Origin of the sequence: Nostoc sp. (genome assembly GCF_036916985.1) — a bacterium.
In the GTDB taxonomy this organism is placed as follows: domain Bacteria; phylum Cyanobacteriota; class Cyanobacteriia; order Cyanobacteriales; family Nostocaceae; genus Nostoc.
Genome location: NZ_JBALFD010000042.1, coordinates 15501 through 29543, shown reverse-complemented (window position 1 = coordinate 29543; position 14043 = coordinate 15501). Strand labels below are relative to the sequence as shown.

11 protein-coding genes are annotated in these 14043 nt (G+C 42.1%); 3 read left to right on the top strand and 8 right to left on the bottom strand.

From position 1 onward, the window contains the following. Positions 1 to 6 precede the first annotated feature (6 nt). Entirely contained in the window at positions 7 to 1140 is a 1134-nt protein-coding gene (gene recF / locus V7L07_RS15255; protein ID WP_335059147.1) for a DNA replication/repair protein RecF, read from the top strand. Positions 1141 to 1413: 273 nt separating this feature from the next. Beyond that, positions 1414 to 2529 (top strand): acyltransferase family protein, encoded by a 1116-nt coding sequence (locus V7L07_RS15250; protein WP_335059145.1) that lies wholly within the window; start codon positions 1414 to 1416, stop codon positions 2527 to 2529. Positions 2530 to 2781: 252 nt separating this feature from the next. Here the strand turns inward: V7L07_RS15250 and V7L07_RS15245 are convergent, their stop codons facing one another. Then, positions 2782 to 3240, bottom strand: coding sequence for an MgtC/SapB family protein (locus V7L07_RS15245; RefSeq protein ID WP_335059143.1), 459 nt, complete (start codon positions 3238 to 3240; stop codon positions 2782 to 2784). A gap of 478 nt (positions 3241 to 3718) precedes the next feature. On the opposite strand from V7L07_RS15245, the gene V7L07_RS15240 reads away from it, so the two are divergent. Next, complete coding sequence (locus tag V7L07_RS15240) at positions 3719 to 6067, top strand: putative PEP-binding protein (RefSeq protein WP_335059141.1); 2349 nt, start codon at positions 3719 to 3721, stop codon at positions 6065 to 6067. Here V7L07_RS15240 and V7L07_RS15235 read toward each other — a convergent pair whose 3' ends face one another. The 7 genes from V7L07_RS15235 to V7L07_RS15205 all read right to left on the bottom strand — a co-directional run bounded on the left by V7L07_RS15235 (position 6068) and on the right by V7L07_RS15205 (position 14043). Beyond that, complete coding sequence (locus V7L07_RS15235) at positions 6068 to 6754, bottom strand: DUF4276 family protein (protein ID WP_335059139.1); 687 nt, start codon at positions 6752 to 6754, stop codon at positions 6068 to 6070. It lies immediately after the preceding gene. Continuing rightward, entirely contained in the window at positions 6754 to 7854 is a 1101-nt protein-coding gene (locus tag V7L07_RS15230) for an AAA family ATPase (RefSeq protein WP_335059137.1), read from the bottom strand. Before V7L07_RS15230 ends, V7L07_RS15235 begins: the two co-directional genes overlap by 1 nt. Positions 7855 to 8012: 158 nt before the next feature. Then, positions 8013 to 8675, bottom strand: a complete 663-nt coding sequence (locus tag V7L07_RS15225) for a DUF1361 domain-containing protein (protein ID WP_335059134.1) — start codon at positions 8673 to 8675, stop codon at positions 8013 to 8015. Between the two features lie 489 nt (positions 8676 to 9164). Next, positions 9165 to 10361, bottom strand: coding sequence for a hypothetical protein (locus tag V7L07_RS15220; RefSeq protein WP_335059132.1), 1197 nt, complete (start codon positions 10359 to 10361; stop codon positions 9165 to 9167). A gap of 150 nt (positions 10362 to 10511) precedes the next feature. Further along, positions 10512 to 12404 (bottom strand): iron uptake porin, encoded by a 1893-nt coding sequence (locus V7L07_RS15215; RefSeq protein ID WP_335059130.1) that lies wholly within the window; start codon positions 12402 to 12404, stop codon positions 10512 to 10514. A gap of 239 nt (positions 12405 to 12643) precedes the next feature. Then, the gene (locus tag V7L07_RS15210; protein WP_335059128.1) at positions 12644 to 13123 is read right to left on the bottom strand and encodes a hypothetical protein; all 480 of its coding nucleotides are present in this window, start codon (positions 13121 to 13123) and stop codon (positions 12644 to 12646) included. 155 nt (positions 13124 to 13278) lie between these two features. Then, positions 13279 to 14043 carry an energy-coupling factor ABC transporter ATP-binding protein gene (locus V7L07_RS15205; protein ID WP_335059126.1) on the bottom strand — a complete coding sequence of 255 codons (765 nt, stop codon included), beginning with the start codon at positions 14041 to 14043 and terminating at the stop codon, positions 13279 to 13281.

Genomic DNA, 14043 nt, shown 5'->3' with positions numbered 1-14043 from the left:
GCACTTATGTACCTGAAAACTCTAAACCTCCGACAATTTCGCAATTATCAAGACCAGCAGGTTGAGTTTACTGCTGCTAAAACAATTTTGGTAGGTAATAACGCTCAGGGAAAGTCAAATTTGTTGGAGGCGGTGGAGTTGCTGGCGACATTGCGATCGCACCGCATGACCCGCGATCGCGATTTGGTTCAAGAAGGGGAAGCCATAGCCCAAATTAATGCCACCCTTGAGCGACAAACAGGTGTTAGTGACCTGACCTTAACCCTGCGCCGCAATGGTCGCCGTAGCGTTGCTCTCAATGGTGAATCGATCCGCCGTCAAATGGATTTTCTCGGTGTTCTCAATGCCGTCCAATTTTCCAGCCTGGATTTAGAACTAGTACGCGGCGGCCCGGAAGGTCGCCGTAACTGGTTAGATACACTTTTAATTCAACTCGAACCAGTTTATGCTCATATTTTGCAGCAATATAACCACGTGTTACGCCAGCGTAATGCCTTTCTAAAAAAAACTCAAGACTCAGAACTCAGCACTCAGCACTCAGAACTAGCGGTATGGGATGCACAGTTAGCGACTACAGGAACCAGAGTAATTAGACGACGCGATCGCGCCATCCAAAGATTAGCTCCCATTGCTAGTACTTGGCATGCCAGTATTAGCGGCAGTACAGAAGTTCTGCAAATCAAGTACGTACCGAATATTCCTTTAGAGGATAATCAGCCAGAAGAAGTACAGCAAGCTTTTTTAGCCAAAATTCAGCAGCGAGCGATCGCTGAAATGCACCAAGGTACTACCCTGGTTGGCCCCCATCGCGACGAAATAGAATTAACTATTAACCAGACACCCGCTCGTCAATACGGTTCTCAAGGTCAACAACGAACGCTGGTTCTAGCCTTAAAATTAGCCGAATTACAACTAATTGAAGAAGTCGTTAAAGAGCCACCATTGCTATTGCTTGATGATGTTCTTGCCGAATTAGATTTATCTCGCCAAAATCAATTACTCGATGCTATTCAAGACCGCTTTCAAACCCTGATTACTACAACTCACTTGGGTTCTTTTGATTCCCAGTGGTTGAAGTCCTCCCAAATTCTTTTTGTGAAAGCAGGACAAATAATCCAAGAGTATCATAATTTTAATTGAAAATCTATTTCAAAATACTTGCATTGAAAAAACTGGCAGAGTACACCATAGCCTTTTAAGAGGAACCAAGCTACGTGCAGCGCCTCGTAGATAAGCCACATAACCACTTATTTGGGTTATTTTGATTGCCAAGACTTGAAGTATTCTCAAACTCTTTTTGTGAAGTCAGGACAAATAATGCGAGATTATAATAATTGTGATTGAAAACCTGTAGCTTTTCTTTGAGCGAGAAACTGACCAGAAATTTTAATCTATAGTAAGGAGTAAAGATTTGTGGAAAAATCCTTAACATCTTCGCTAGGAAGTAATCCAGAGCCTTCCTCCGGTGTTAATCCACACTCAAAGATGTACATACCATCCCTCGATGGCATGAGAATTGTTGCTTTCCTAATTGTTTTTTTATCCCATACACAAATTGCGAATGCTTTTCCGGGAAATTTCGGTGTAACAGTATTTTTCTTCCTTAGTGGTTACTTAATTACTACTCTTCTCAGGCAAGAATACGATCGCTATGAGACTATTGATTTTAAGCTCTTCTATCTAAGACGAATCCTGCGTATTTGGCCGTCCTTTTATCTAGTCTTGGGGTTAGGAGCCGGCTTAACTATCTTAAAATTACTTCCGGGAGAAATACTCTTTCCCGCCTTCTTGGCTCAGTTTCTCCACTATACCAACTACTATGGAATTTTTTTTGGTGGTGGAATGGCTGCCGGGAGTTGGGTATATTGGTCTCTCGCAGTCGAAGAGCATTTCTATTTACTTTTTCCACTGTTTTATGTAGCTCTACGTAAACTGCGTGTGAGTCCACGCAGACAAATGCTAATTTTTTGGGGATTGTGTTTAGCTGTCTTGCTTTGGCGGTGTGTTCTAGTTTTTGGTTTTAAAGTACCTGAACTACGTGTTTTTTGTTCAACAGACACTAGGGTAGATAGTATTCTCTTTGGTTGTGCATTGGCAGTCAGTGGTAATCCTGCCCTAGATACACAAGATTACTCTAACAAACTCTGGAGGTATTTCTTTCTACCTGCAGGAATAGTCTTAATTCTTTTGTCATGCCTCTCTCGCTCACCTGAGTTTCGAGGAGCCTTTCGTTATACCATACAGGGAATTGCCTTATATCCAGTCTTTATTACCGCTATTCGCTTTCCCAATTGGGGATTATTCGCATTCCTAAATTTAAAGTGGATGCGTTTTCTGGGTGCATTATCTTATTCTTTGTACCTTGTTCATTACACTGTTCTTTTCTTTGTTTGGAAGCATCTACCCCAATTGAATAAAGTTATGCAATCAGTAATTGCTCTATTAATTTCTTTTGGATTAGCATATCTGATTTACCAGTTTATAGAACTTCCCATTGGACAGCTACGTAAAAAGTTTTCACGGGCATAAATTGGCTTGCTGCAATCTTTGTTATCGAAACAGAATTCATGAGTCAGAATTATGTTGAATATTCTGACCTAAAAAGCTGATAGCACAGCGTCTTTCTGAGATACGCTGCGCGAACTAGAGAGCGTCTGAATTCTAAATTCTGCATTATTCTTCAATGGACTTGTTGCACAAGTGGGGAAAGGGACTCATAAAAAACCCTTTCCCTTTTCCCTTTCTCACCCTTTTGCAAAAATATTTTTGCAAAAGGTCTATCTAATGGTGTTTTTCTAACCTTTTAAAAACGTTGAGAACCAAAAAAGTCAAGAGAGCGCCAATCAATCCTAACTGCCATAAACCACAGCCGGCAGCAATTCCCAATGCAGCTGAGACCCAAATAGCTGCTGCTGAGGTGAGTCCGTGAATTTCAAGTTGCTGTGATTCTTGGGATGATTGGCGGACAATTTCTCCCGCTCCGAGAAATCCTACACCAGCTGCAATCCCCTGGATGACGCGGCTAAGTGCATCAGGACTACCTTGCAATCCTCCTGTTTGCATGATTGTCAAGGTAAACATGGCTGAACCTAAACTCACCAGTATATGAGTTCTTAAACCGGCTGGTTTGCGCCTAATTTGGCGTTCTAAGCCGATTATTGCTCCAATAAGCAATGCAACGCATAGCCGGAAGCTGATATTCAGCCAATCATTAGTTGCAACGTAGTAAGTGTTTGGCAATGCTTAAGTTTGATATAGATAATCTTATATACTAGGTTAAATGGTAATCCTTTTATACAAATAGTACAAAAGACTCTAATCTTTTTTTAATGGAGTTTAATGCAACTTATTTGGACTCTATCAATTCAGGAATACTTTTTAAACTGCGAACTAGCATTTTACATTATTAGAATTATTTCCTAATAACGTATTGTTTTATTGAATCAATGGAGGTTTGCATTGCCAAATTATCGCCAATATCATAATTTGGGCAAACTACACAACTTTTAAGTTTATTAAATAGTTTTTTGGTTATTTAAAATAACTAACACTCAATAATTTACCTTAAATTGCTAGATTTAACCCATACACTCAATAATTAAAGATGAAACCGTACAGTATTCAGCACTGATTTAGGAGTCAGTGGATTAACGGCTGATAACATACCAGGAAGAAATGGCTGTGGCTACAAATAGACAATTGACAACTAACAAATTGAGTGGATAAACTCTACTGGCTAGACCAAATTAAACTACAAGACCGCTCCAAAGTAGGTGACAAAGCGTTTTACTTGAGCAAAATTATCCAGCGTGGCTATCCGGTGGTGCCTGGTTTTGTCGTTTCGGCAGAAATTTTGCGCCAATTTCTCGAAAATCTCAATAGTTCAGAGTCATTAGTGGCTGACTTACCCCATTCTTCGTTACACCTGGATGTTACTAATTGGCGTCAACTTCAGCAGGTGGCTAGCCGCTTGCGCCAAGAAATTCTGACTGCGACTGTACCACAGCAGTGGGTCAGTAATATTTTCCAAGCAGCTAGAGAATGGCAAACTGGCTGTTTGATTCTTCGACCGACTTTGGCAGTATCAACTACTACTCCAGGGATGAAGAATATATCTGGTTTACTGGAGTCGGTATTTTGCCAGTGCGAACCAGAAGCGATCGCTTCAGCTTTAAAGCGTACTTGGAGCCAGATATTTCGCGCCCGGAGTCTTTTATATTGGCAGCACTCAGGAATTAATCTGCAACAAATTAATCTTGCCATTTTGGTGCAACCTGTTGAAAATGCGATCGCCAGTGGCTTGCTCACAGCCGACCCCTCTGGGTGGGAAATTGAAGCTACTTGGGGATTAGGAATTGCGATCGCTCTTGGCGAAGTACAGCCAGATGTTTACTACATTCAACCGGAAACTGGGGTTGTACTTGAGCAACAACTGGGTAATAAAATGCTCGCTTATAGTGTTGATAATGCCGCGCCTGGAGCTTTTTCGCAACCTGTGGCGAATTCAGTGCTAACAACAAATCACACTTGTCTGACTACCTATTTACTTCAAGAAGCCCAGCAAAAACAGTACGCTTTACAAGAAGAATACTTACAACAAATAATTGCTCTGGGAACTCAACTGGTGAGTGAACTAGGTAAAACCTTCACCATTAAATGGACTATTGCTCAACAACCTACATCTAGCAAGCTCTACATCACACAAGTTAGTCCTTCCCAATCTGTAATTCCCCACTTACACTTCATTCGGGGACTAGGGGCAGCAGGGGGACGTGTTGTAGCCAATGCCGTGGTAATTATTAATTCTCAACAGAAACCCGAACAACTACCCAAGGGAGTGATTTTAGTAGTACCAACAGTTACACCTGATTGGTTGCCATTATTGCAACAAGTTGCTGGTGTTATCACAGAACAAGGGGGATTAACCAGCCACGCGGCAATTCTGGCTAGAGAATTAAGTATCGCCGCCGTAGTAAACGCCACATCTGCTACAACTTTAATTCAAACTGGTGAACGACTGTTGCTTGATGGTGACAGAGGAGAAGTTTATCGCATCAAAGGAGACTCAAAGGAGGAGATGGACAAAGGAAAAGAAGAAAATCTTCTTTCCTCCCATCACCCCAGCCCAAAAGTATCCCATCCTGCTGTTACGTCTCATCTACCTATGATTGCTACCCAATTGCTGGTTAACTTGAGTCAATCCACTTTAATAGAACAAGTGCAAAGCTTGCCTGTGGATGGGGTGGGATTGTTGCGCTCAGAATTGATGGTATTAAATATATTGTCTGGGCAACATCCTAATAGTTGGATTTTAGGCGGGCGTCAGGCAGAATTACTAGAGCTATGGTCAGACCAGATTATGCAGTTTGCCCGTGCTTTTGCGCCAAGACCAGTTTTTTATCGTTCTTTAGATTGGCGATCGCACGATTTACCATCATTGAGTGATAATTTAGAATCTTCGCCCCAGTCGATGTTGGGTGAACGTGGCACTTTCAGCTATTTACGAAATCCCGCAGTGTTTGAGTTAGAACTGCAAGCTTTAGCGAGTGTACAGCAAGCTGGTTACACCAATGTCAACCTACTATTACCCTTTGTGCGGACTGTAGAAGAATTTATCTTTTGCCGTCGCAAAGTTGAGCAAGCTTTTTTAACTGAGGTGTCGGAGTTTCAATTGTGGATGATGGCGGAAGTGCCAAGCGTACTGTTTTTGCTGCCGGAATATGTGAAAGCAGGCGCAGCCGGAATTTCCATTGGTACAAACGACCTGACCCAATTATTGCTAGGAGTAGATCGAGAACAAGGACAGCTAGCAAAAGTATTTAATGAACGTCATCCGGCTGTGATGAAGGCGATCGCACAACTAATCCAAATGGCTGAAAGTGCTGGTATACCTTGTTCAATCTGCGGTCAAGCACCAGCCCTTTATCCAGAAATTATCGATCAGTTAGTGGAATGGGGCATTACTTCCATTTCTGTGGAACCGGAAGCAGTAGAGCGAACATATCAGGCGATCGCTCGTGCTGAACAACGCCTAATTTTAGCAGCAGCACGACGAAAACTGCATTAGTTAAAAGTGATTCAATGATTCTAGGCGTGACAGCCATGTGTTGAAGTGGGGACATCTGCTCCGAATTACTTCTAGTCCAATTCGTTCAGCCAACTGCGATCCAAAAGCAGACTTTGCTCTTCCATAATCAGGAAACTGAGCGATGATGCGTTTACTGGGAGCTGTATCCTGTCCGTCGTTGATTAACTCAGGTGTCTCATATTGATTAGCGATCACCTTAAGAGCCTCAATCTCTTTTGTACGACGAGCATCAAGATATTCAAAGCACGTTGGATCGGCAAAAAGATATGCTTCGTATTCATGTAATTGAATGTACGGAATAAATCGGCGATCACTTATATCCTCTGCAAAGCGTTGCTCTAGAAATTCAACTCGCCTTATAGGATTTTGGCGCAAACTCTCAGACTCAGCTAATCCGGGAAAATCAGGATGGATAGCATATAAATCAATCATAGTAGTAAAGAATACATCAGAATTACTATCTTCCTTGAGCGATCGCAGAATATCGTTTTTCATTGGCGCATAATTGCGTCCACCACCGCGATGCACCTTCCCCTTTTTTCTGGCGTGAGCGATTAGCCGAGGGGAGTGCATAAATACTTCATGTTGAGCTAAGTGCGGTTTTATCAAAGTGTCGGCGAATGTCTGTTCGGTTTGTCCTTCAGCAAATAGGTAAAGGCGCATCATTAATGTGGTCCTCCCCCAATGATATTTTTCTCCCAGACTTCTCCCAGACTGTACTCTTCGAGCCAAGTTTCTAATACTGTGGGATTGAGCCGCTTAAATTGCGACTCCTTGCCCTCTCGGTTTACCGCAATTACATCTTCAGGATCAAAATTATCCAAGAAGGAGCTAGATTGGGTGCTAATGAGAATTTGCGTATAGACTGAAGCTTTACTAAACAAGCCAGCCACAATATTTAGAGCATAGGGGTGAAGACCTAGTTCTGGCTCATCAACAACGATAAGTTCTGGTAGTTTATCTTCTGGCTGTAAAAGCAGTGTTACAAGACATATAGCGCGTAAAGTGCCATCTGAAAATTGATGGGGTCCAAACACACTATCTGACTCCTTTTCTTGCCAGTTCAGAATGACGCGATTAGATGCATCTGGCTCAAGAACAAAGTCATGGAAAAATGGTGCAATCAAACGGATTGTTCCAACGATACGTTGATAAGCTGAAATATTGTCTTGGTGGAATTTCAGAAGTAATGCAGCTAAATTTCCGGCATCAGGCATGAGCCACCGATTATCACCTACGTAACAGGATTGCCGCACTGCCGCCGTAGAAGATGTATCGTGAAAGTGATATACACGGCAACGATCAAGCAAATATTTAAGCGTCTTAGCTGTTTGTTTACCTTCGTCTGCTGCTGCACTAATTTTTGTTTCCTGATGTCCTGCACCCAACTGGTCAATCCTTGGGGATGTCCTACCCGTTTGCAAAAAACTCAATGTCTCTTCGGCAAAGATTAGGGTATCACCAGCAGCATGGAATAACCGCAGATTATATGTATCTACCCCGTTCTCGACTTCAAACTCCAATTTTGCTTCTATTTGAGGAGTTATTTTTGCTCCAAAGTGTAAAATGGACTGGGCACGCCCCGACATACCGATATATTGTTGGAAGCGTCCAGCCATCATCTCATTAAGCATCTTGAAGAACGAGATGAGATTGCTTTTGCCGACTCCGTTTGCTCCAATCAAGATATTTAAGGGACGCAACTCAAGATCCATTGTCTTAATAGACTTGAATCCGTTAAGGGTTAATCGTTGCAGCCTGTTCAAAATTCGGTCTCCTGAATCCGTAAATGTGTATTTGCTTCTTCTTGTCTAACACTCACAGACTTCTAGTAGAGCATTTAGAGTGGGTGTGAGAAGGCAAATGTAGTTAACCGTGCGACCATAAACCAATTTTCGTATTAAGCCTGCTTTAACATAGTTACTCATCCAGCATTTGGGGTGTTAGTATCGGCTGATTGTGTATTGAGAGGATATACATCTTTTGGTTGCCTGATAAAACCCAAAGTGACTCGTTTCATGATCCAGTACAGTCCAACAAGGATCACAAAACTGATAGCAATAATCACCAATGGCTGTTTACCGAGAATTTCCTCAACACCTTTGGTAATTACGGCATCGGGTTGAGTAATAAAATCCCAACTGTTGAAACGCAGAAATCTTCCCCAATAGACGCCAATAGCACAGAGAAAATGGGTAATCAACTCAACGCGCCAAATCCATTGACTTTTACCGATGCGATGTAAGTAGTGACCCCAATTAATTAACGATATTACATAAGCTTCAAATCCACCTAGAATTACTAGGAAATAGACAGGAATAAGTACTAAAGTAATTATCCACACTGACTGAATCATGCGGATATCATTTATCAAGTGAATTACATCAGTCAACAAATACGGTGCATTTGGTAAGAAAGCATAGAAAACTAAGAATCCTAGCCACCAAAGCCAAGTGCCACCGCGCCTCATGCGAAATAGCCACACACTTAAAGCCAAAGGTATAAAAGCCAGAAACAAATTCCAAGTCATCCAACTCATATTAATTCGCAAGACATGCAAAACTCTGGCTATCAATTCTTCTTTCATAGGTGCTTACTCGGAATATGTTTAATTAATGTAGATTCACTTTGTAGTGTTAGTGTTAAGCTTAGTAATTGATTGATCGAGTTTTTGTAGACACTAAAAAAATTAATTTCCTCCAACATCAGATATGATTTTTGTGTCAGTTAAAAGTAAATGTACACTGGTATATATCCAAAACTGGGAGTTTTTTGTATGTTTCATGCTGGGGCACGAAATTTATCAATCAGCTTAAGCCCTAGTATAGCCAGAAAATCATCAGGGGAAAATCTACCACCGAAAGGAAGTCTCAGCGACAAAAATGCCAGGAATATGTTTTGATGGACTTTTTTAATTACAATGTTGCCCTTGTCTTGGCTATTATACTAATTTCATTTTGCCCTGATAGAGTGCCAGAAGCAGCCAAAGTTTTTGTCAAGTCAGCTTTTGTTTAAGGGCGGGCGAGACGCCCACCCCACAATAAGTAGTTGGATTTTTTTATTTGAAAGTCCCTAATTAACGCAGTAGCACTCGACTACGAGGACCGATCGCTTGTTTAGGTGAAGTGGATATTGCACAACTCTTGGCAGAATCCTGTGAACAAACAGCTTCAGTAAGGGTTGCAGGGTTGACAACTACTTGATTAACTTCTAAGGAATTACCACTACTCAATTCCATATTAGGTGTAGTAGAGAGCGATGGAGAATTAGTCCCAGATGTGTAGGTTGCAGGTGTCGAGGTAGCGATCGCACTACCATCATTAACTACAGGCGTAGGAGCGATCGCACTACCATCAATTACTGGCGGGGGAGTGGGTGTACTACCACCGCTAATTACTGGTGGGGGAGTGGTTGTACTACCACTACCAGTAGTTGGTGTAGGAGTTATGAGAGTTGCAGTTGCAGGTACTTTGATTTGTATTCTTGCCAGGGGAGAGTTAGTCATTTCCAAAGAAGTTACCTTTGGCGAACCTGGGATATCTGACTTGAAATCAAAAACTGTGGGGGTTGCTCCACCATTGCGATCGCTATATCGGACTCCATATCCACTCACTTCAAAAGTGCCCTGATACTGGTTTCCAGTCTTGGGATCGGTAACAATTCCAGTGTATAAGGCTTTTGTGAGATTAAATTCATCCTGAACTACTCCTTGAAATATGGTTCCTGCCAATCTTCCCTGGTATTTATAAGGTGTCAACTCACCGCCAGAGAGAATCGGCGAAGTCAGAACGCCATTAAAGGAGACAATTGGAATGCCTTTAAAGTCAACAAAATAATGCAGACTACCATCAGAGCGTGTTTGTACCTTCACATAGTCTGACTTGTATACAGGAACGTAATTAGGATTATTATTAGTACCTAAGTTCCGAGAGTAAGTCCCCGTGTTGTCTGTATCAACACGAGTAGTGCTGCCATTGAAATTAGGATTAATGCTGGGAAGTTGGATAGTGCCTGATAATGTGCCAGTGCTTTGAATTGTGATTTGAGCCGAAGCACTTGTTCCACCTAAACCGATGAAGACTGCGGCTAAACAGCTTTTGGTAACAACTGCACAACCCAACTGATGCAATTTTGGATTTTGGGCTGCATCTTTGGTACGCTTCCAGCACAACTTAGATTTGGGATTGGGAATTACCTTCTGCGTCTGGGTTGTGTAAATCCATCTGTCGCCGATATTTTTCCCAGTGCGATGAGTTAATGAATCTAATTTCATGAAAAATTTGCTCCTTTAATTATTTACAAAAAAAATACGTATATGTTTACACACGATTTTTTCTTGCTTCCACTGAAGAACGAAAGCATCTAATACTGAGTTAGTCAGTATGTAAATAGCGCATTTTATTACATTTACATCAGTACGAAATTAGAACCGGAAAGTTGCTCTTAATGCCCCAACTACCAATGCATCGTTAGCAGCATTGTGATCGGGATTGAAAATGACAAATAAACCTGGAGTCAAAGCGATATTGTCGCTGAGTTGGGCGCGGTAAAAAACTTCTACGTGAATTGATGTGTCACTACGTCCGCCTGCTGTTCCGCCATCTGAAAAGTTGGGAAAATTAAAGCCTTCGGGTAAACTACTCGAAGTAATTTTGGGCGGTTGTCCGACGAGAACGCCTCCTAAATTCCCAGAGCGCAGCAAATTGGGAAAAGCCGCAAATACCATCCAGTTGGTGGTTTCCACACTTCCAGGAAGGTTTAATGGTTTGGAGGAAGTAAAGCCACCCCAACCACCCAATTGCAAGTTAGGGTTTATTCGCCAAGCAACGGTAGCACCAATTGCTTGGGTATTGAAAGCTGTCGGATCTGCAAAAGGCGAAATCAGTTGAGAATCGCCAATACCACTTGCTAATAAGCCATCTGGGGAATGGGAATAAAGATAATGTACGCCGATATCGAGGTTATTAGTGGGTGCTAAACTTAACTGAGCGCCAGCAGTAAATCTACCGCCAAATAATCCGCCTTGGTTGATATCGCCCGGAAAATTGGCTATTTCTGCACTATAAACGCCTTGCAAACTGATGCGATCGCTAATCTGCCAATCAAAGCCTATACCAGCACTACCGTTACCAATACTTAAAATCGGGTTTCGCTGACCAAATAGAGAAATTGCACCGTCGCTAGAACCTTCTAGAGGGCTAATACCGCGAAAGGTGTTGATGGGGTTGACTCCCGCCGTACCTACGACAATTCCCAAGTTATCCGAGAGAAGAAATCGATAAGATAAATCGCTAATAGCTAGATTGTTGTTTGTATTAGACTCGAAACCCAGCCGCCCCATATTGTTAGATAGCAACGAGGCATTAGAACCCAAATTACCAGCAGATAGCCCAGTTAACAGCAAATCTCGCCCTGTAAATGAAGTTGCTAAGGTGAGTTGGGCGCTACTTGTAAAAGTCAGATTAGTTTTTCCCTGACGTTCAGGTACTCCATCTCTAGGAAATAAATCCACACCGGGGCTATTGGTTCCCTGAACACTAAAAATAGCTTGACCAAATAATCTGGTAGTTGTGGAAAACTGATTACGTTGTAATTCACCATTGTGATTTTCCACAACCTTGATACGCTGCTGTAATTGCTGCAACTCGGCTTTGAATTCGCCTTGCAACCTTTGCAGCAAGACTAAATCTTCGTTATTAACAGTATTAACTTTATTGTTAGCGTAGGCGTAGCCCGCCGCAGGCATCGCATCGTTAATCTTCTCTAAGCAAGCATCTAAACCAGCCGCAAATTCATAACGGCTGATGCTACGATTCCCCAGATAAGTCCCATCTGGGTATCCAGCAATGCAGCCATAGCGTTCTACTAAAGACTGCAAAGCACCAAAAGCCCAATCAGAGGGTTGCACATCTTGGAGTTGCGATACTGAAGTGACTTGAGACATTCGATTGTCTGAGTCTGAGGGATGGGGAGGTTGGGAAAATTCTTCTGTGTTTTTCTGGTTCTGTGCAACTTCTGTTACAGGTTGAGTATCTTTTAATTCAGGTAAATTAGGAGAACTGATAAATTGAATTTTTCCTCTACTTTTTTTAAGTATATTTTCGTACTTGTTTTTTATAGCTGATGAAGTAGTTATATCTGGTTGCACAAATTCAGGTGGTGTAATTTCAGCAGGTGAGACAACTTCAGACAAATTTTCTTGTGTTGACTGCTGCACCAGATTATCTGACGTATTTGTAGGCTGTTGTGGTAAATTGAGCGCAGATATTGGGGCTGTTCCTAGCACACCCGCTATCAGTAGACTAATATCACTCATGGTATTTCATTTGACTTGCACCAATATTTCTTTTGACAAAAAAAGTTGGTGTATATCAGGAAATTTTTAAAAAAACTAGTGATAAAAGTTACTGTGGATGGGGACTAGGGACTGGGGATTGGGGATTGGGGACTAGGGACTGGAAAAAATTATTTGAACCCTAACATTTAATCTAATTCCCCAATACCCAATACCCAATACCCAATCCCCAGTCCCCAGTCCCCAATCCCCAAGATAAATTATTCAGGCTGATTACAATACTTATTCATTTCATTCACTAACGTATCTGATTGTTTGCCAACAGTTGTAGCTGCTGTTGTCAGTGTTGAATCAATTTCGGCTCTAGCCTTTTGGATTTTTTCTCTGCCAGATGCGGATGCTTCTGCTGTTTTGGTTGCACCAAGCGCCCTACCTGCAATAGCGATCGCTTGACTGAGATTTTGAAAAATCTTGACAAAACCGCTTTGAAATTCTTTCAGCTTCGGATCTGTTAATTTCAGTTCCGCAATGGATTTAGTCACAAATTCTAAATCTTTAGATAGCTGTATGCTGGTTATGACTTGGGTTCCTTTATTTTTATCAATCAGAGAGGTTCCGGCATTTACAACTCGAATTAGTCGCTGACACTGCGAGACTTTATTTTCGCTGCAACTAGTAACGAACAAAGCAATGCTCAGGCTAACAGGAGCAAGAACAGTATATTTATGTAAAACAGACATTAACACCCCAAGAGCAATAAAACAGAGAATATAGTATCCAATATTATGAGTAAATGAGGGGATTGGGGACTGGGGATTGGGGAAGAAGCAAGGGAGTAGGGGAGAAAAGTTTTCCCCTCCGCCCCCCGCACCTCTGCCTCTTTTCAATGCCCAAATCACCAATCTATCGGCAAACCCAACTGGTCTAAAGTAGCACCATTCTGCAAAAGTGGTTCAATGTCGCTGTCTATTTGAATGCGGCCACCAGATAACACCAAAGCGCGTTGAGTAACTCTACCTAACCAATGTAGATCGTGGGAGGCAATTAAGATCGCCTGCACGGGTAATTTGAACAATACTTGCGCCAAATGACGCCGCCATGCTGGATCTAGACCGTTGGTTGGTTCATCCAAAATTAGAATTGTCGGTTCTAGGGCTAAAATCGAGGCTAGGGCGGCTAGGCGTCTTTGTCCACCAGAAAGTTCATGTGCGGAACGATTGGCGTAGGCTTCTAGACCAAAATCAGCTAATAACTGTCGGGCGCGATCGCTTGCCTCTGCTGCTGATATACCATAGTTACGTGGCCCAAAGGTAATATCTTCTAAGATGGTCGGCATAAATAATTGGTCGTTGGCATCTTGGAAGCTAAAACCAATTTGACGACGCACTTGGGGTAAGGTTTGCGGTTCTACGGGAATACCATTAATCGTAATTTTCCCAGATTGCGGTTGCTTTAAGCCAATTAGGTTCTCCAATAAGGTGCTTTTCCCCGAACCTGTTGCTCCCATCAATGCTACGCGATCGCCTTTGTTTAAGGTAAAAGAAATTTGTTGTAATACTGGCTCCTGCTGGGAATATGCATACACCAGGTTCTCAACCTCCACTACAGCTGTATAGGGGTTACTGGTTGATGTTTGGGAATTGGAAGTCAAAGATTTCAA

Coding starts and splice junctions, on each gene's coding strand:
- recF (WP_335059147.1), top strand. CDS start 7: ATGTACCTGAAAACTCTAAACCTCCGACAATTTCGCAATTATCAAGAC.
- V7L07_RS15235 (WP_335059139.1), bottom strand. CDS start 6,754: ATGATGCGCCTTTACCTATTTGCTGAAGGACAAACCGAACAGACATTC.
- V7L07_RS15225 (WP_335059134.1), bottom strand. CDS start 8,675: ATGAAAGAAGAATTGATAGCCAGAGTTTTGCATGTCTTGCGAATTAAT.
- V7L07_RS15220 (WP_335059132.1), bottom strand. CDS start 10,361: ATGAAATTAGATTCATTAACTCATCGCACTGGGAAAAATATCGGCGAC.
- V7L07_RS15215 (WP_335059130.1), bottom strand. CDS start 12,404: ATGAGTGATATTAGTCTACTGATAGCGGGTGTGCTAGGAACAGCCCCA.
- V7L07_RS15210 (WP_335059128.1), bottom strand. CDS start 13,123: ATGTCTGTTTTACATAAATATACTGTTCTTGCTCCTGTTAGCCTGAGC.